The 18,117-nt window shown below is 67.9% G+C and carries 16 protein-coding genes; 1 reads left to right on the plus strand and 15 read right to left on the minus strand.

The genetic code is table 11. The features are described 5' to 3' along the window. Positions 1-53: 53 nt before the first annotated feature. From HEQ16_06130 to HEQ16_06140, 3 genes are read right to left on the minus strand one after another with little or no spacing between them, the layout of a single operon-like run. A complete protein-coding gene (locus tag HEQ16_06130; protein ID MCO4053626.1) occupies positions 54-1,232 on the minus strand; it encodes a GNAT family N-acetyltransferase in 1,179 nt (392 codons plus the stop codon). Positions 1,233-1,237: 5 nt separating this feature from the next. Continuing rightward, positions 1,238-1,522, minus strand: a complete 285-nt coding sequence (locus HEQ16_06135; GenBank protein MCO4053627.1) for a type III secretion protein — start codon at positions 1,520-1,522, stop codon at positions 1,238-1,240. Beyond that, entirely contained in the window at positions 1,519-3,039 is a 1,521-nt protein-coding gene (locus tag HEQ16_06140; protein MCO4053628.1) for a flagellar hook-length control protein FliK, read from the minus strand. Before HEQ16_06140 ends, HEQ16_06135 begins: the two co-directional genes overlap by 4 nt. A gap of 246 nt (positions 3,040-3,285) precedes the next feature. Here HEQ16_06140 and HEQ16_06145 point away from each other — a divergent pair, with 246 nt between their 5' ends. Then, positions 3,286-3,687, plus strand: coding sequence for a cytochrome c family protein (locus HEQ16_06145; protein MCO4053629.1), 402 nt, complete (start codon positions 3,286-3,288; stop codon positions 3,685-3,687). Between the two features lie 72 nt (positions 3,688-3,759). Here HEQ16_06145 and hemA read toward each other — a convergent pair whose 3' ends face one another. From hemA to HEQ16_06205, 12 genes are all read right to left on the minus strand, one after another. Next, the gene (gene hemA, locus HEQ16_06150) at positions 3,760-5,007 is read right to left on the minus strand and encodes a 5-aminolevulinate synthase (protein ID MCO4053630.1); all 1,248 of its coding nucleotides are present in this window, start codon (positions 5,005-5,007) and stop codon (positions 3,760-3,762) included. A 183-nt stretch (positions 5,008-5,190) separates the two neighbouring features. Next, positions 5,191-6,267: a DUF3623 domain-containing protein gene (locus tag HEQ16_06155; protein MCO4053631.1), complete on the minus strand. Its 1,077-nt coding sequence runs from the start codon at positions 6,265-6,267 to the stop codon at positions 5,191-5,193. 36 nt (positions 6,268-6,303) lie between these two features. Then, positions 6,304-7,371, minus strand: a complete 1,068-nt coding sequence (acsF, locus tag HEQ16_06160; GenBank protein ID MCO4053632.1) for a magnesium-protoporphyrin IX monomethyl ester (oxidative) cyclase — start codon at positions 7,369-7,371, stop codon at positions 6,304-6,306. After that, positions 7,368-7,670: a hypothetical protein gene (locus tag HEQ16_06165; GenBank protein MCO4053633.1), complete on the minus strand. Its 303-nt coding sequence runs from the start codon at positions 7,668-7,670 to the stop codon at positions 7,368-7,370. Before HEQ16_06165 ends, acsF begins: the two co-directional genes overlap by 4 nt. 14 nt (positions 7,671-7,684) lie before the next feature. Continuing rightward, a complete protein-coding gene (locus HEQ16_06170; protein ID MCO4053634.1) occupies positions 7,685-8,128 on the minus strand; it encodes a hypothetical protein in 444 nt (147 codons plus the stop codon). A 39-nt stretch (positions 8,129-8,167) separates the two neighbouring features. Beyond that, positions 8,168-8,842 (minus strand): PH domain-containing protein, encoded by a 675-nt coding sequence (locus HEQ16_06175; GenBank protein ID MCO4053635.1) that lies wholly within the window; start codon positions 8,840-8,842, stop codon positions 8,168-8,170. Continuing rightward, complete coding sequence (puhA, locus tag HEQ16_06180) at positions 8,839-9,627, minus strand: photosynthetic reaction center subunit H (protein MCO4053636.1); 789 nt, start codon at positions 9,625-9,627, stop codon at positions 8,839-8,841. Before puhA ends, HEQ16_06175 begins: the two co-directional genes overlap by 4 nt. A 27-nt stretch (positions 9,628-9,654) precedes the next feature. Further along, positions 9,655-11,088 (minus strand): BCD family MFS transporter, encoded by a 1,434-nt coding sequence (locus HEQ16_06185; protein ID MCO4053637.1) that lies wholly within the window; start codon positions 11,086-11,088, stop codon positions 9,655-9,657. Further along, positions 11,085-11,801 (minus strand): magnesium protoporphyrin IX methyltransferase, encoded by a 717-nt coding sequence (locus tag HEQ16_06190; GenBank protein ID MCO4053638.1) that lies wholly within the window; start codon positions 11,799-11,801, stop codon positions 11,085-11,087. Before HEQ16_06190 ends, HEQ16_06185 begins: the two co-directional genes overlap by 4 nt. Positions 11,802-11,811: 10 nt before the next feature. Then, entirely contained in the window at positions 11,812-12,726 is a 915-nt protein-coding gene (locus HEQ16_06195) for a ferredoxin:protochlorophyllide reductase (ATP-dependent) iron-sulfur ATP-binding protein (protein ID MCO4053639.1), read from the minus strand. Beyond that, complete coding sequence (locus HEQ16_06200; GenBank protein MCO4053640.1) at positions 12,723-16,484, minus strand: magnesium chelatase subunit H; 3,762 nt, start codon at positions 16,482-16,484, stop codon at positions 12,723-12,725. Before HEQ16_06200 ends, HEQ16_06195 begins: the two co-directional genes overlap by 4 nt. Then, positions 16,459-18,117 carry a ferredoxin:protochlorophyllide reductase (ATP-dependent) subunit B gene (locus HEQ16_06205; GenBank protein MCO4053641.1) on the minus strand — a complete coding sequence of 553 codons (1,659 nt, stop codon included), beginning with the start codon at positions 18,115-18,117 and terminating at the stop codon, positions 16,459-16,461. The genes HEQ16_06200 and HEQ16_06205 overlap by 26 nt, the downstream gene beginning before the upstream one ends.

Genomic DNA, 18,117 nt, shown 5'->3' on the forward strand with positions numbered 1-18,117 from the left:
GTTGACGTCCATTGGGTGGAGACACGTATGCGCCGGGCCTCAGCCGCCGCCTTTCAGCCGCCGCCTTTCAGCCGCGCGCGCAGGCCGCGCTGGATACGCCGCAGCCCATGGCGCAGCGCCGCCCCGGCTTTGACCATGGCCCCTGCCGCCCCGGCGCCGAGATCCAGCGTGACCCTGGCCATGGCCGCCCGCTCGGACCAGGGCAGGAATTGGGGCGTGGTGAACTCCATCATGCCGCTGTCCATCCGTGCCCGTCCATCGGCGAACAACCGCTCCGTCACCATCAGGTGCAGCAGCGCGCCCGGCGCGAAGCGGGCATGGGCCTCGTCGAAGGCAGCCTTCCAGAAGACGTTGTTGCCGCCTGCCTCTATCATCACCCCGATGGCGGCGGGCTTGCCGTCGATCATGATCTGGTCGAGGGCGACCCGGTCTCGCGCCGCCAGCGCCGCCACCATCCGTCGCATGTAGGCCGCCTCATGGGGCTTTCGGGCCAGCGCCGTGCCGGCCGCGCCTTTCCAGCCGCGATTCTCCAGCGCGATGAACGCTTCGAAGGCCTGGGGGGCGTCAGGGCCGCGTGCCGTCCGGCAGGATATGCGCCCTGCCGTCACCAGTTGGAGCAGCCGGTTGCGCCGCCGGTTCAGGGCTCTACCCATGTGGCGGCTCAGATAGGCTTCGGCGCCAAGGCCCGGCTCGGTGGCCAGCATGGCCCGCTGCCAGCGCTCCTGCCGCGCGATGGCGAGATCGGGCGGGCACAGCCCATCGAACGCATCGCGCCAGCTCAGCACACGGATGATTCGGGGCAGCGCCGGCGAGGCCCGCAAGAGGCTCATCATCGCCGCAAACGCCTCGCTGGCGCAGGCCTCGTCGAGCACGGGAGTCGCCAGGGATTCATAGCGCGGATCGAGCGGCGCCTGCAGGGCGCGCGCGCCCAGGGTGAACAGGTCGCGGACCAGCCGCAGAGCCCAGGCGCCGACGAGCCGTTGCGCTGCATCGCGCACGATGAGGATGACCAGCTTGTCGGCCGGGCCGTCATTCCACGATGCCGCCACCAGGGCCGGCGCCATGAACGGGTTGGCGTGGGCTGAGCGCATCGCCAGAGCCGCGAACTCATCCTCCATGACCCGGTAACGATCCACGTCGATGCGGCTCGCGATGAACGGCGCATTCGCCGGCGGCGGGCTGTCATGAGACCCGTCCTCGCGCGCCATTGCCACTTCGTCGGCAGCAGACACGTGCATCACCGCTGCCGTTGCCTGAGGCCAAGCACGAAGCCGATCACCTGCGCCACGGCCTTGTAGAGATCCTCCGGGATCTGGTCATCGAGCTCGACGCCCGAGAGCGCCTGCGCCAGCAGCGCGTTTTCCTCGACCGGAACGCCGGCCGCGCGCGCCGTCTCGACGATTCTGTCGGCGATCTCGCCCTTGCCCTTGGCCGTGACGCGCGGCGCGGCCGAGCCGTCATACTGCAGCGCCACGGCCATGCGGCGCGGCGCCATGCCGGCGGGCTTGCGGGCGCCGCTCATGAGCGGCGGTCCAGATAGTGGCCGGCGGGGGCTGGCCTGCGTGCCGGCTGGCCTGCGATCACCTCGATTTCGGCCTTGTCGAAATCGGCGTCGAGCAGCGCTGCCCTCAGGTCGGGGGAGTGGTCGCGCACCAGACGCGAGGTCGCCTCGCGCTCCGCCCAGACAGCCACGCCGATGTCGCGTCCCTGCATCGTCACCAGCGCATGGACCGGCCCGATCGGCTCGACGTCGAGCGCAAAGCGGATGCGCCAGAGCCGCGCCTGCGCGCCTGCGGCGCCGGCGCCGGAGCGATCCTCCTCGACCTCGAGCGGCAGCACGGCGGTCCGCCCGTCCAGCGCCATCGGCAATTCGGTGAACCAGCGGTTGGTCGGCGCTGCCTGCGCGGCCTCATGCGCGCTGGGCAGCGAGGCGAACTGGCTCAGGCTGATGCGGTCGATCGCCGCTTCGGTCCGTTCAAGCACTTTCGTCATCATCGAGGCCGCGTCATCCGCTGCATCGATGCTGGGCCGGGCGACGGCTTGCGGCACGGGCAGGCCATCGCGCAGCGGGGGCTGGAGGCGCTGCCCAAAGGCTGGCGGCGTGGTCGGCTGCGTGCCTGCGCCGGCCATCCGTGTTTCGCGCATGGCCTGCTCGGGCAAGCCTGGGGGCATCGGACCGGACAGCGGCTCGGGCTGCGCCACCTGGTCCGCACCCGCCATGGCAACGGCGGCCGATGCCTGGCCAAGGGCTTCGCGCAGGCTCTGCCTCAGCGCCAGCAGCACGCCCTTGAGGTCAGGCTGCAATGCCGCAACAGCCCCGCGCGCGACATGCGCCTCGTGCAGCAGGCCCGAAGCCTTCACGGCCTTCTCAATGTCCCTCCCGGCAGCAGCCGGCGCCAAGCGCAGCGCCAGCGCGGCCTGCGTGGCGGCCAGCACGGGCTGCGGCATCAGTGGCGCCCGCGCCAGCGCTTCAAGATCGGCGAAGAGCGGGGCAAGCCCCCCCTGACGGGCGAGCGCTTGACCCATCAGCGGGCCGGCAGCGGCGCGCGCCGCCAGGATTTCGGCCGTGCGAGCCTGTGCAGGCCCGGCGCCCCCCACGGCAGCGGGAGCCGATCCACTCATGGCCTGGTCCGTCGCGGCGCCCATGCCACGCTCCCCGGCTATGCCCACAAGGCGCATTTGCGCCGGCTGGCCCGGCGACGCGGCACGTTCGACGGCGAGCGTCAGGACGGCGCCCGGCATCAGCGCCGCCCGCCGCTCGGCATCGGCCTGGATCAGGAGCGTGACAGGCTTGCCGCCGATCTCGATCCGTGCGGTCGAAAGCGTGGGTGAGGGCCCGCTTGTGGCGAACGCGGGCATGCCCGGCGCCGCCATGGCTTGTGTCCCGCGCGCCGCCGCGCTCATGCCTTCGGGCGCTTCGCTCCAGCCCATGAAACGCGCTTCGACAACGGCGCCCCTCGCAGCCGAATCGCTCGCCGATTGCAGCGCCTGCAGCAGCGTCTGGATCATCTGGCTCTGGATGACCGCCGCGATGGTCATGGCTTGGCTCCTGCGCCGGGAACGCGGCACGCAAGCATCATGACGGTAATGCTTTATGATTTGTTTACAGGCGCTTCGCTTGGTGGGAACGGCACGTGGGCGATATTCAAACACCGTTCACTGTTGGAACGATATGATGCTGGTCCAGTTGGAAGCAGCAACATCCAGCGCGGTCTGAGACACGTAGAAAGTGCGTGTCAGGAAAAATTGTCGCCACGATTGGCGATCCAAACGGAGGTTACCCCAATGCGTTCAGGGATTTTTCTGTCCGGTGCGGTTCTTGCGCTCGGCATGATGGCGCAGGCCCCCGCCTCCGCGCAGGATGCGGCCGCCGGCGAGCGCCTGTTCAACCAGTGCCGCGCCTGCCATCAGGTCGGCGAGACGGCGCGTAACGGCGTCGGCCCGCAGCTCAATGGCCTGTTCGGACGCAACAAGGGCTCGGTTCCGGGCTACACCTACTCGACCGCCTATCAGGCGATCAAGGACCAGACCTGGGGCGAAGACAACTTCCGCGTCTACATCAAGGATCCGCGCGCCGTCACCCCAGGCACCAAGATGGTCTATCTCGGCATGAAGGACGATGCGCAGATCACCAACCTGATCGCGTTCCTCAAGCAATATTCCGCCGACGGCAAGCGCACCCAGTGAGGGTTGGCTTCAGGCCAGGAGCATCGGGGGGCGCTGGCGACAGCGTCCCTTTTTCATGCGCGCAAGGCGCACTCAGTCGCGGGCGAACAGGCCTTCATCGCGCCAGATGCCGGTCAGCGCCTCGATCAATTCGGCGATGTCGGCGTCCGTGTGCATCGGCGTCGGCGTGATGCGCAGCCGCTCGGTGCCGCGCGCCACGGTCGGGTAGTTGATCGGCTGCACATAGATGGCGTGCTCGTCCATCAGTCGGTCCGAGATGCGCTTGCACACCACCGGATCGCCCACCATCACCGGTACGATGTGGCTGACATTGTGCAGCACCGGAATGCCGGCCTTGGCCAGCAGGCCCTTCACTTTCGCGACATTGGCATGCTGCCGCTCGCGCTCGGCGCCACTGGCCTTGAGGTGCCGGATGCTGGCGGCCGCGCCCGCCGCCACGAAGGGCGGCAGCGCCGTAGTGAAGATGAAGCCCGAGGCGAAGCTGCGCACGAAATCGCACATGGCGTGCGAGCCTGCGATGTAGCCGCCCACCACGCCGAAGGCCTTGCCGAGCGTGCCCTCGATCACGGTCAGCCGGTGGCTAAGCCCTTCCCGGTCCGCAATGCCGCCCCCGCGCGGGCCGTAGAGGCCCACCGCATGCACCTCGTCGAGATAGGTCATGGCGCCATAGGCATCCGCGACATCGCAGATCGCCTCGATCGGCCCGATGTCGCCATCCATGGAGTAGACCGATTCGAACGCCACGAGCTTGGGCGTGCGCGGATCGAGCGCGGCGAGCTTCCGCTCCAGGTCGCCCACGTCATTGTGCTTGAACACCTGAACCGGCGCGCGGCTGTGGCGGATGCCTTCGATCATCGAGGCATGATTGCCCGCATCGGACAGCACCACGCAGCCCGGAATTTGCGCGGCCAGCGTCGACAGCGTCGCCCAGTTGGAGACATAGCCGGACGTGAACAGCAGGGCGGCGTCCTTGCCGTGCAGGTCGGCCAGCTCACGTTCCAGCATCACATGTTCGTTGGTGGTGCCGGCGATGTTGCGCGTGCCGCCCGCGCCGGCGCCGCTGCGCTCCAGCGCCGCGTGCATGGCCTCGAGCACGGCCGGATGCTGGCCCATGCCGAGATAATCGTTCGAGCACCACACCGTGACCTTGCGCGCTTCCTCGCCCTTGCGGTGCGTGGCCTGCGGGAAGGCGCCGCGATGGCGTTCAAGATTGGCGAAGACGCGGTAGCGCCCTTCCGATTTCAGGCCATCCAGCTTGGCCCGGAAGAACTCCTCATAGTCGAGAAAGGGCGAGGTCTCCGGCGGCTTGCGGAAGGCCATGCGCTCGGGATGCTGGGGCGCGGGCGCGGCCGCCCTGCCAGCGCGGAGCTTCGCGGGCTGGGCATCGCGCCGGGGCCCGCGATTGCTGGTCATGGGCTGCATTCCCTCGATGGGGCTGGAGATCTCTGCGGCATGAGCGTCGCTGTCATCGGTCATGGCTCTGGCTCCCGTCCATTCGCTGTCTCAGGCGGCGCAGGCGGCGAAGGCCGCCCCGAGCCGTTCACGATCGAAGGCGCGCCCCACGGCGGTGACGCGCGCCTGTCTTGCGTCCAACATGCCGATGCTGTCGAGGGAAGCGCGCCCATCCGCGACGGCAAACCGCAGCCAGCCATCGCCAACCCTCACCGCCCCGTCGAGGCGTTCGACCTGCCCGAAGCTGCCGGTCAGAACCTCATCAAGGACCCGGCTGAGCTGGCGCGCATCGCAGGGCCGGGTCAGATCGGCCGACCATGACAGCATCGCCTTGTCAGGCCGGGGCGCATTGTCCTGCATCAAGGTGTGGCGATGGGATTTCAGGCCCCAGGACCATAGCCTTGTGGCGGAGAGCGGCACGTAAAGCAGCCAGTGCTCGAGAACGGCGAGCGCCATGAGCGTGGTCAGCAGCGCATAGCCCGTGCGCTCGAGCGGCGTGCTCTGCGCATTCAGCGCCATGTGCACCGACAGCGCGGTCAGCAGCGTCGCCGCCGTGATGGCGAAGGGAAAGAAGCCGTTCATCGCCCGGCGCCGGAAATAGCTGGCGAGATAGCGCAGGTGCGCCGGCAGGAACTCGTCAGGAATGTTCGGCGCGCCCAGGAAGATGTTGATCTTGGTCGACAGGCGCATGATCCAGAGCACGGCGAAGGTCCACAGCGCGAAGGGATTTTCGCCCCCCCAGCACAGCGCCGCGATCACGCCCGCAGAAGCGGCGATGGCCAGCTCGTGATGGATCAAGGTGGAGGCGGCCAGCGTGAAGCGCTGGAAGCCCCTGGCATCCGGCGGGCAGGGTGCGCGGCGCGGGCCGGTCAGATAGCCCATCAGGAACGCCATCTCGTTCCAGCCCCAGATCATGAGGGCCGAGAGGAAGGCGATGTAGGCTCCGGCCGGGCCCTCCCAGCTGCTCGTCTGCCAGATCGCCCAGAGCGCGGCGGCGGACAGCGCCGTCGCCGCCGCCATGCTCCACCTGAAGGAGCCGCGTCCCAGCCCGTCCAGATAAAGGATCAGGCCCGTGCTCAGCCACCACACCAGGATGGCCAGCAGCACAGGCAGTCCCATCTCCGACATTGCGGGCCCCTTCCGTTCAGTTGGCCGAAGCTGCCATCACCAGGCCGGAACCAGGCGGATATCCTTGGGCAGTTCGTGCGACTTCACCGGGATCATGTAGAGCCTGAGGAAGGCGACAGCGCCCGACACGCCGAGCCCGAAGCGCTTGATGCCCCCCATCAGCCCACCTTGCGCCTTGGCGTCCTCGGTGGCCTCCACGATGGCGCGCAGGCGCCTGAGACCCGCGATGAAGGCGGGGTTGTCGATGTCGATCGTGAAGGGGAAGACCTGCTTGGAGATCTCGGAGGTGATGCGGAAAACCCGCATGTCGTAATCCTCGATCCCCACATCCAGCGCCTTGTGGAAGGCCGGGCGCATGTGGTCGCGCACATACATGGTCGCGAACACGGCGAGCAGGAAGAAGCGGATCCACAGCCTGTTGCCGCCCGTGAGCAGCTTGGGGTCCGAGCGCATCAGCAGCGCGAAGGCCTCGCCATGGCGGAACTCGTCATTGCACCAGTTCTCGAACCACTTGAAGATCGGGTGGAAGCGCTTGTCCGGGTTGCGCTCGAGCAGACGGTAGATGGTGATGTAGCGCGCATAGCCGATCTTCTCGGACAGATAGGTCGCATACATGATGAACTTCGGCTTGAAGTAGGTGTATTTCTTGGCCTTGGTCAGGAAGCTCATGTCGACGCCGACGTCGAAATCCTTGAGCACTTCGTTGATGAAGCCGGCATGGCGGCTCTCGTCGCGCGCCATGAACGAGAACAGCTCCTGCATGTCCGGGTTCTTCATGCGCTTCTTGATCTCGGAATAGAGCACGCATCCGGAGAACTCGGCCGTGAGCGAGGAAACCAGGAAATCCACGAACTCCTTGTCGAGTTCCGCATCGAGGGTGGCGCGGTCGAACTCGAAATCATCCGGCTTGCGGAAATGATGCTTGTTGGGGTCGTCCCGCATTTCCTTCATCAACCCGTCCCACTCACGGCGCACCAGGCTGACATCGATCCTGTCCATGGCATCATGGTCGGTGGTGTAGAAGCGCGGCGTGAGCAGCGTCTCCTCGGTGGCCATCTTGGTGACGTAGTTGGGAGCGCCGCCCCCGCCTTCCTGCGGAATCATCGTGCTCTCCCCGCTGAAAACCCGACTTCGTACAGCTCGGTCAGTTCGAGATAGGCGGTGATCTTGGTCCAGAGCCGGTCGAGCGCGGTGGCGCGCGTCACGGTGGCCATGCGCCGCTCGACGCGATGCTCGCCAAAGGCGACATGGGTCGGCGCGTCATGGACGATGACCGTGTCGCCAGGGCCGACATCCACGCCCTCGAGCACGACATGGGCATGGACGAATTCGGCGGTGTTCAGAAGATCGACCGTGCACGGAACGCGGACGGTCTCCCCCCCGCTGAGAAAGTATCGCAGCATCTGCCATCCCCTTGTTATTGTTGGAGAAGCCTGGCAAAGGCCTCTGCATTGGTTGGGCCGAAGGAGTTCAGGACGATCTTGATGGTCGTTGCCGTATCCTCCAGCGTGATGCGGCCATCGGCGTGTCGGGAGAGGCGGAACGGTTGTTCCGGGCCGAAGCCGTCGAGCCTGCGCTCGCGGGCCCGACCCCGCATGACGCCCCTGATGAAGCCGCCTTGGCCTGGCTCGATGATCAGGATGAGGGCAGCGGTCTTGGCATCCGAAATGCCGACCGAACCATCCGCCCGATCCGCGAACCTGATGTCACGATACTGCACAACCTCCGCTTCTGGCATCCGTAGAACACCCAAGCCGGTGACCCGCGCCACCGCGACGAATCCGATCACCAGCGCCAGCACGATGAACACCCCGTGCACGGGGCGAAAGCTGGAAAACTGTCTGATGATGGCGGCGCTCATGTCACGCGCTCCTGTTGTTCGGGGGAAAGCGGTCGGCGCTCAGTGCGCCGGCCGCAGTTCTGGGGAGGCCTTGGGCACGACGCCCGGCTCGGCCCGCATCGCGGGGACGCGCGCGCCACTCAAGGCCGCGCTGAGCACCTCGGCCACGGCGCCCGCATTTCGCAGGCTGCGCAGCATGGGCTCGGGCCGGCCCAGCCGCCAGGGGCGCATGTTCGGCCAGATCGCAAGGATCGCGATCCGGTCATCCTTGGCCAGTTGCAGGGGCAGGTCGCCGGTGCCGTCGCCGTAGAGCTTCAGGCTGGCGCCGTCGATGCGCTTGAACGGCAGGTTGACAGTGATCGGCATCGCCACGCCCGAGCGCAACAGCACGCGCCGCGAGGTGATGGTGTAGATCGTCATCCGCGCATAGGCGTAGGCAAGCAGGGCGAGGATGCACAGCCCGATCGCCGCCATGGGGGCCAGCCCCATGGCGTAGGTCAGCGCTTCCGCGACGCCATTGCCATCAGCCCAGGAGGACATGCCGCGCCAGGCCATCAGGATGGCGAAGTAGATCGCCACCTTGCGCACATGGAAGGCGTGGAGAGCAAGCGAGCGCCAGTCGGGCGAGCCCTGCCAGAGCAGCTTCTCGCCCTCCGGCAGGGGCGCAGGCACGCCCGGAATCGGTTCGCTCGCATAATCGTCATGCGGGACGTCCACATATCCGCCCTTGCTCATAGCAGCGGATCCGCGCGCTGGGGCGAGGCGTAGAGCGTGCCGCCGCCATAATAGCCCATGATCTTGTCTTCCTCGAGCAGCGTCACCTGGTCGGGGTTCTTCAGCGCCGGCACATCGGCGAAGTGCCTGGCGAAGATGGCCTTCACACGGGCCTGGCGGCGGGCGCCGTCGAAGCGCGTGAAGTTGATCGGCAGCAGCACGTTGCGCGCGCCGCCCGCGACCGGCACCTCGACCTCGAGATAGCGCGCGACATATTCCGCGCGGTCGATCCAGACATCCTTGACCGTGCCGGCCAGCTTGCCGTCGCCGCCGATGACATCCATCCCCACCGGGTTCGGGTCACGTCCCTCGATGTGGTAGTCGGTGGCCACGCGCAGCGGCTCTATGCGGTTCTTGCCGCTGTGGAGAATGTCGGGCACGTCCTGCCGCTCGGCATAGGAGCCGGGGCCGACGGCCGCCAGCATGGGATCGCCGACGGGCTCGAGCGGAGCGCCTGGCCAGGGCTCCATCGCCTTGAGCGGATGGTTGCGCAGGTCAGGCTGGCCGTCGCGGCCCACCACGCGGTCGGGGCCGTGGCTCTGCTTGTAGGTCTTGGCCGGCGGCGGCACGGGCCAGCCGACGATCTCGAAGCGGTTGTAGCGGTCCTGCGTGTCGCGGGCGAGGGGATAGCCCTCGCGCTTGTTCTCGCGGAGCAGATACCAGATCAGCCCTGCAAAGAAGGCGAGGAACAACCAAAAGCTGATGACGGCAAGATCGATGCCGAGGGGACTGGAGCCGGGTAACATGTGTCGCCTCCTGGTGACGAACTCGGACTAGCTGGGGAATTCCGCCAGGCCGAAAGGTGAGGGGGATGGGGCTTTGGTTTCGGTCGTGCGGCCGACAAGCGGGCCGATCGCGACCAGGGTCATGAAGAGCAGCAGAAGCTCGACGTGATAGACGAAGGTGTATCCGACGGAGGGCGACGTCAGCGCCGGCCCAAGCAGCCCATGGGTCGCCATAAGCGAGACGATGTCGCGCAGCACGCCGCCGCCCGCCACCGCAAGCCCCATCGCCAGCGCCTGCACAGCGCCCCAGGCGCCGAGCGCCAGGCCCGTTCCGCCCTCGCGGTCGAGAGCCATCGCGCCGGTGAGCGTGCCGACCGAGAACAGGCCGCCGCCAAAGCCGATCAGCACGGCGCCGACACGGAACAGCATCGGCATGTCGAGCGGGGCCGAAAGCACGACGCAGGAGAAGGCTGCTAGGCCCACGACGGCCCCTTTGGCGGCCAGCCGGCACGGGTCGATGCCCTTCATCAGGCTGCGCGCCGCCAGCGCGAAGGCGACCAGCGCCCCACCGGCCATCAGCGCCGTCAGCGCCGTGGTTTCCGCCACGCTCAGCTTCAGGATCTCGCCGCCATAGGGTTCGAGCACCGCATCCTGCATGTTGAAGGCAGCCGTCCCGAGAGCCACCGCCAGAAGGAAGCGGCGGGTGCGGCCAGCATTGGCGAAGCGGGCCCAGACCACGCGGAAGGCCGGTGTCGGCTCCTCGCCGCCGCACCGGTTTGAAGCGCGCGCCTCCTGCTTCCACAGCGCGACCAGGTTGAGCGCGAGCGTCAGAACCGCCGCGCCCTGCACCACCTGGATCAGCCGCAACTGGCTGAAGTCAGACAGGAGCAGGGAGAAGGCGCCGCCGGCCAGAACCATCCCGACCAGCAGCATGGTGTACATCAGGGCCACGACCCGGGGCCGCGCCTCTGGCGGCGCGAGATCGGTGGCGAGCGCCAGCCCGGCCGTCTGCGTGGTCTGAAGCCCCGCCCCGACCAGCAGGAAGGCCGCCGCCGAGGCGATATGGCCAATCCACCACGGCCCCCATGTGTCGCCCGAGAGCAGGATCAGCGCAAACGGCATGATCGACAGCCCGGCGAACTGGAGCAAGGTGCCCATCCAGATGTAAGGCACGCGCCGCCAGCCAAGGGCGGAGCGGTGATGGTCGGACTTGAAGCCCACAAGCGTGCGGAACGGCGCGAACAGCAGCGGCAGCGCCACCATGATCGCCACGAGCGAGGCGGCGACCTGCATCTCGACGATCAGCACGCGGTTGAGCGTGCCGATCAGCAGCACCGTCGCCATGCCAACCGAGACCTGGAACAGCGAAAGCCTCAGCAGCCGCCGCAGCGGCAGATCGCCTGCGCCAGCATCGGCGAAGGGCAGGAGGTTCATGCCCACCTGCCTCCAGTTCAGCGCCAGCGAGGACCGCGATCCGTTCATCTGTGGGCAAGCTCCAGGCCTTGGGAGATGTAGAAGCCGCGCGTGATCCGGTTCGTCCGGCCCACGCGCCAGTCCGCGAGCAGCGGCTCCAAGGCGATGCGGCGGGTGAGGTCGGCCTCGGCCAGCGGCACGATCGCCGGTGAGCGGTCGCCGCGCGGGAAGAGCTTGCCCACGCCGTACATGGCCGAGATCATCGGCGTGCGCGGCGCGAAGGTGAAGAGGATCGAGCCCGTGGTGCGGTCCGCCAGCGCCTTCAGGCAGCGCACCACGTCGCCGACGGGATGGTAGATCAGCGAATCCATCGCCACGACATGATCGAAGCGGCCGAATCCCGCATCGAGCATGTCGCCGACGCCGAAGGTGATCGAGCCTTTGCCGAGGTCGCGGGGAGACCGCTCGCGCGCCAGGCTCACCAGCGTCGCGCTCAGATCGATAGCGGTGACGTCGGCGCCGCGCCGCGCCGCCTCGACGGCGAAGGCGCCCGTGCCGCAGCCGGCATCAAGGATGCGGCGGCCCGTGAGATCCTGAGGCAGCCAGCCCAGCAGCTGAGCCCGCATCGCGTCGCGGCCCGCGCGCACGGTGGCGCGGACGCGGCTCACCGGCGCGTCGCTGGTCAACCGCGCCCATGCATCGACGGCGGTGCGGTCGAAATAGGTTTCGAGTTCGCCCCGGCGGGCGGTGTAGCTCTGTGTGTGGTGGGCCAGCTGATCCATCCGTGCGCCCTCAATCGAAGCCGAGCAGGTCGAAGATCTCGCGATCCTTGAGCGGATTGACCACGAGGCCCTCATTGCCGGCCCAGAGGGCGGCGGCGAGCTTGAGATACTCGCGCTGCACGGCGAGGATTTCGGGCGTCTCCTCCATCTCGAACAGGGTGGCCTTCTTCAGCCGCGAGCGGCGGATCGCGTCGAGATTGGGGAAGTGCGCCAGCGTCTCGGTGCCGGCGGCGGCGTTGAACTTGTCGATCTGGTCGGTGCCTTCGGAGCGGTTCACGATCACGCCGCCGACGCGCACGTCATAGTTCTTCGACTTGGCCCGGATGGCCGCGACGATGCGGTTCATGGCGAAGATCGAGTCGAAGTCATTCGCCGCCACGATGACGGCGCGCTCCGCATGCTGAAGCGGCGCCGCGAAGCCGCCGCACACCACATCGCCCAACACGTCGAAGATCACCACATCCGTGTCGTCGAGCAGGTGATGCTCCTTCAGCAGCTTCACCGTCTGTCCCACGACATAGCCGCCGCAGCCCGTGCCGGCGGGCGGCCCGCCCGCCTCCACGCACATCACGCCATTGTAGCCCTCGAACACGAAGTCCTCGCGCCGCAGCTCCTCGGAATGGAAGTTCACCGTCTCGAGCACGTCGATCACGGTGGGGATCAGGCTCTTTGTGAGGGTGAAGGTCGAGTCGTGCTTGGGGTCGCAGCCGATCTGCAGCACGCGCTTGCCGAGCTTGGAGAAGGCGACCGAGAGGTTCGACGAGGTGGTGGACTTGCCGATCCCGCCCTTGCCGTAGACCGCGAAGACCTTTGCAGTGCCCAGGTCCTGTGCCGCGTCCATGTGGACCTGCACCGAGCCTTCGCCGTCGCCCTTGCCGGGCCGTCGGGCCACGGGGTTCCTGATCGGCAGTTCGAAGGTGCTCATGCGGCTCTCCCGGAAGATGTTGCTGGCGTGACCACGCCTTCGAGCCGATCCTCGAGCGCTTCGCCTGCTTCCTGCAGGGCGTCCAGCGTCTCTTGATCGGGGGTCCAGTACTTGCGTTGATGCGCCTCGATCAGCCGGTTCGCGAGCCGGGCCGAGGCGGTGGTGTTCAGCGAGGCGAGACGTTCGCGCATGGTGGGGTCGAGCACGTAAAGCTCGGTGACCTGCTGGTAGACCCAGGGCGCAACCTCGCCCGTGGTGGCCGACCAGCCCACGGTGTTGGCGACATGCTCCTCGATCTGGCGCACGCCCTCATAGCCATGCTTGAGCATGCCCTCGTACCATTTCGGGTTGAGGATGCGGGTGCGCGCCTCCAGCGCCACCTGCTCGCTGAGCGTGCGCACCACACCGGGGCCTGCGGTCTGGTCGCCGATGTAGACCGGCACCGCTTCCTTGCGCGCCCGGCGCACCGCGCGGCTGATGCCGCCCAGCGTGTCGAAATACTGGTCCACCGTGGTGACGCCGAGCTCGACGGAATCGAGGTTCTGGTAGGTCAGCTCTACATCGGCGAGCACCGATTGCAGAAGCTCCGAGCGGCGCTCCGCCGTGCCCTTGCGGCCATAGGCGAAGCATTTGCGCCGCGTGTAGGTCTCGGCCAGCTCGTCCTCGTCGTCGAAGGTGGAGGACTGGACGAGGAAGTTGACGTTGGCGCCATAGGTGCCGTCGGCGTTGGAGAACACGCGAAGCGCGGCCGTCTCGAGGTCGCAATTGTGTTCGGCCATGTAGGCGAGCGCATGCTTGCGCACGAAGTTGCGCTCCAGCGGCTCGTCGGCGGAGGCGGCCAGGAAGGCTGCGTCGGCGAGAAGCCTGATCTGCAGCGGCAGCAGATCCCGGAAGATGCCCGACAGGGTCATCACCACATCGATGCGCGGATGGGCCAGCTCCGCAGCCGGAACGAGCTCCGCCCCGCACAGCCGCCCATAGCTGTCGAAATGCGGCCGCGCGCCCATCAGCGCCAGCGCCTGGGCGATCGGCCCGCCTTCGGTCTTGAGGTTGTCCGTGCCCCACAGGACCAGCGCGATCGATTCGGGCAGCGCCTTGCCGCCTTCCATGTGCCGGTCGAGCAGGCGCCTGGCCTGACGCGCGCCATCAGCGACAGCGAAGGCGCTGGGCAGGCGGAACGGATCGAAGCCGTGCAGGTTGCGGCCCGTGGGCAGGATCGCGGCATTGCGGATCAGATCGCCGCCCGGCGCTGGCCGGATGTAGCGCCCGTCCAGCGCGTCGAGGAGGCCGCCAAGCTCCGTCTGCTGGTCGAGCAGGTGGTTGGTGCCGATCAGCTCGGCCAGAAGCTCGGGCGTGAGGCCGGCCGGGCTGTCCTTCACGGCATCGCGGCGGGCGATGGCCAGCGCCAACTCGCGCGGCAGGCGCACGCCGTGATGGGCGTCGGCGATGGATGAGAGCATGTCCGCCCGCTCATCGGTCGATAGCGCCTCGCCGACCACGTGAAGCCCATGCGGGATCAGCGCATATTCGAGTTCCAGCACCTGTTCGGTCAGCTTGCCGATCATGCTGTCGGGATCGAGCCATTGCGGCTCGGCGACGGCGAGATCCACCTTTGCGGCCTGCGCCTGGATGAGGTCCGCGAGATCCTCGCGCTCTCCGGCCTGCTCCGGCAGCATCGAGCGCCAGCGGTCGAGCGAGGACTTCAGCTCCACGAGGCCGCGATAGAGCCCGGCCTGCGCCACGGCCGGAGTGAGGTAGCTGATCAGCGTCGCGGCGGCGCGGCGCTTGGCCAAAGCTCCTTCGGACGGGTTGTTGGCGGCATACAGATAGATGTTCGGCAGGTCCCCGATCAGCCGCTCGGGCCAGCAGGCGCTGGACAGGCCGACCTGCTTGCCGGGCATGAACTCGAGCGCCCCGTGGGTACCGAAATGGAGCACCGCATCCGCGCCGAAATCCTCACGCAGATAGCGGTAATACGCCGAGAAGGCATGGGTGGGCGCGAAGCCCTTCTCGAACAGAAGGCGCATCGGGTCGCCCTCATAGCCGAAGCCCGGCTGGATGCCGATCATCACATTGCCGAAGGCGGCGCCCAGCACGTGGATGCTTGCGCCGTCGGCCTGCTGGCGGCCCGGCGCCGGGCCCCACTGCTTCTCGATCTCGGCCAGATGGGTCTCGCGCCGCACATGCTCCGTGGTGGGAATGCGGGCCATGACGTTGGCGCTCGCGCCGAAACGCGCGGCATTGCCGATCAGGATGCAATCGCGCAGCGCCTCGACAGAGGCCGGCATCGCCACCTGGTAGCCGCCCGTCTTCATCGCGCCGAGCACGTTGAAGAGCGATTCGAACACGGAGAGATAGGCCGCCGTGCCGACATTGCCGGCATTGGGCGGGAAGTTGAAGATCGTGATCGCCACCTTGCGCTCGTGCCGGCTGCGCTTGCGCAGGCTCACCAGCCTGTCGACGCGGGCAGCCAGAAGCGCGGCGCGGTTGGCGCAGGACTGCACATTGCGCGCGCCGATTGCGCCTTCGAAGGTGCAGCGCCGCTCGCAGCCGTCGCACTGCTTCTGCTCCCCGCCGCCGCGGCCGCCGAAGACCATGGGGCCGGTCGCGCCGTCGAGCTCCGGAATTGCGACCATCATCGTGGCCTCGACGGGCAGCAGCCCGCGTGCCGACCCGGCCCATTCCTCGATGCTCTGGAACTCGACCGGCGTCACCGACAGATACGGCACGTCCAGCGCGGCCAGCGTCTTTTCGGCCGCGCGCGCATCATTGTAGGCGGGCCCCCCCACGAGCGAGAAGCCGGTGAGGGAGACCACCGCATCGACGGCCACGCGGCCCTGCGGCGCGAAGAAGCGCTCGATGGCCGGGCGCGCGTCGAGCCCGCTGGCGAAGGCAGGGATGACATCGAGCCCGCGCGCCTCTAGCGCGGCGATCACGCCTTCATAATGGGCGCTGTTGCCGGCGAGCAGGTAGGACCTGAGCAGGATGAGGCCCACCGTGCCGCGCCGATCGGCGCGGCGGGGCAGCGCCTGCGCGGACTCTGCCATGCGCGAGGCGAGACGCGGATGATAGACCCCGACCTCCGGATACTCGACCGGGTCGGCGGCCTTGAGCTTGCCGCGGAAATGGGCGCGCGGGCCGTCGGCATAGCGGTCCACAAGGAAGCGCACCATCGACACGACATTGTCGTCCGAGCCCGCGAGCCAGTATTGCAGGGTCAGGAAATAGGCGCGCACATCCTGGGCGGTGCCCGGGATGAAGCGCAGGATCTTGGGCAGGCGGCGCAGCATGCTCATCTGCCGGGCGCCGGCGCTCGAATCCTGGCCGGGTCCGGTCTTGCCGCGCAGCTTCTTGAGGAAGGCGAGCGGCCCGCCGCCGCCCTTTCCGGGCTGGAAGCGGCCCATGCGGGTCAGCCGCGCCACTTCGGCCGCGGACATGCAGGCCACCATGGCGTCGCAGCTCTCGCGGCGAGCCATGAGCGCCGGCATCACCGGCTGGATGTGATCCTCCATGAACAGCATTGTCACGAGGATGATGTCGCCCGTCGCGATGTCGGCCTTGCATCGGTCCAGCGCGGAGGGGTCGTGCTCCCATTCGGCTGCGGCGTGCAGCGTCAGCGACAGGCCCGGCAGGTCGCGCCTGAGCGTTTCGCGGGCGCGTTCGCAGGCGCTCGCCAGATGACTGTCGAGCGTCACGATCACCACCCTGACGGGCGTGACCGCCCGCGCCGTGTTATCGGCCGAAGTGAGCTTTAGCATCGTACAATGTGTCCACGGTGATGAGGCCCACGCCGCGCTCGCTTGCGAAGCGTTCAGTGTTCCGTCTCGCCTTGCCCCGCACGAAGAACGGGATTTTCCTCAGTTCCTGTTCGGCATCCGCGGCCCAGATGATCGATGCGCCCGTGATGGGCGGCAGAACGGGCGACAAAAGCGTGTGGGCCGCGACCGGAGCGGCCGGCTCCGCTGCCTGCGGCTCGGGCGCTGGCGGCATGGCCGTGACCGCCGGCAGCCCGGTCGCAGGTTCGGCGCGGGAATTCGTGTGCGAGCCATGGCCCGCGCCCAGATGGCTGGGGGTCGCGCCGTCCGCGAACTCGAAATCGCCGCGGAACATGCCGATCAGATGTTCTTCAAGGCCCATCATCAGCGGATGGACCCAGGTGTCGAAGATCACGTTCGCGCCCTCGAAGCCCATCTGGGGCGAGTAGCGCGCGGGGAAATCCTGCACATGCACGGGCGCGGAGATCACCGCGCAGCCGATGCGCAGGCGCTTGGCGATATGGCGCTCCATCTGCGTGCCGAGCACGAGCTCTGGCTGCAACTCCTGGATGCGGGCCTCGACCTCGAGGTAATCATCGGAGATCAGCGCCTCGACGCCGAGCTTCGTGGCGAGCGCCCGGACTTCGCGGGCGAACTCGCGGGTGTAAGTGCCGATGCCCACGACCGTGAAGGCCATCTCCTCCGACGCGATGCGTGCGGCCGCCAGCACATGGGTGGCGTCGCCGAAGATGAAGACGCGCTTGCCGGTGAGGTAGGTGGAATCGACCGAGCGCGAATACCAGGGCAGCCGCGATGGCGTCACCGCATCGGCGATGGCCGGATCGAGGCCCGCGACGGCGATGACCTCGGCGATGAAGTCGCGCGTGGCGCCCACGCCGATCGGCACCGTGCGGATGAGCGGCTGGCGGAAGGTCTTCTCCAGCCAGCGCGCCGTCACGTCCGCGATCTCGGGATAAAGCGAGATGTTGAAGTCGGCATCGGGAATGCGGGCGATGTCGGCGGCGGAGGCGTCGAGCGGGGCCACCACGTTCACGTCCACCCCGATCCGGCCAAGCAGCCTCGTGACCTCGGTGATGTCGTCGCGATGGCGAAATCCCAGGGCTGTCGGGCCCAGAAGGTTGCAGCGCGGCCGCGCGCCGGCCACCCGCGCCGGCCGTTCGAAGCCCTGGGCGCGGGCGCTGAGCAGCGCGCGGCACAGCCGGTAGAAGGTTTCGGACGCGCCCCAGTTTTCCTTCTTCTGGTAGGAGGGCAGCTCAAGCGGAATGACCGGGATCGGCAGGTCGAGCGCGGCGGCGAGCCCGGCCGGATTGTCCTGCAGCAACTCGGCCGTGCACGATTCGCCCACCAGCATCGCGGCGGGGCGGAAGCGCTCATGCGCGTCGGTGCAGGCCTTCTGGAAGATGCCGGCGGTGTCGCCGCCAAGGTCCCGCGCCTGGAAGGTGGTGTATGTCACCGGCGTGCGGCGGTCCCGCCGCTCGATCATCGTGAAGAGCAGGTCGGCGTAGGTGTCGCCCTGCGGCGCATGCAGCACGTAATGCACGTCGGTCATCGCGGTCGCGATGCGGATCGCACCGATATGGGGTGGTCCCTCATAGGTCCAGACGGTCAGCTGCAT

The organism is Bosea sp. (in: a-proteobacteria), assembly GCA_023910605.1.
GTDB lineage: Bacteria > Pseudomonadota > Alphaproteobacteria > Rhizobiales > Beijerinckiaceae > Allobosea.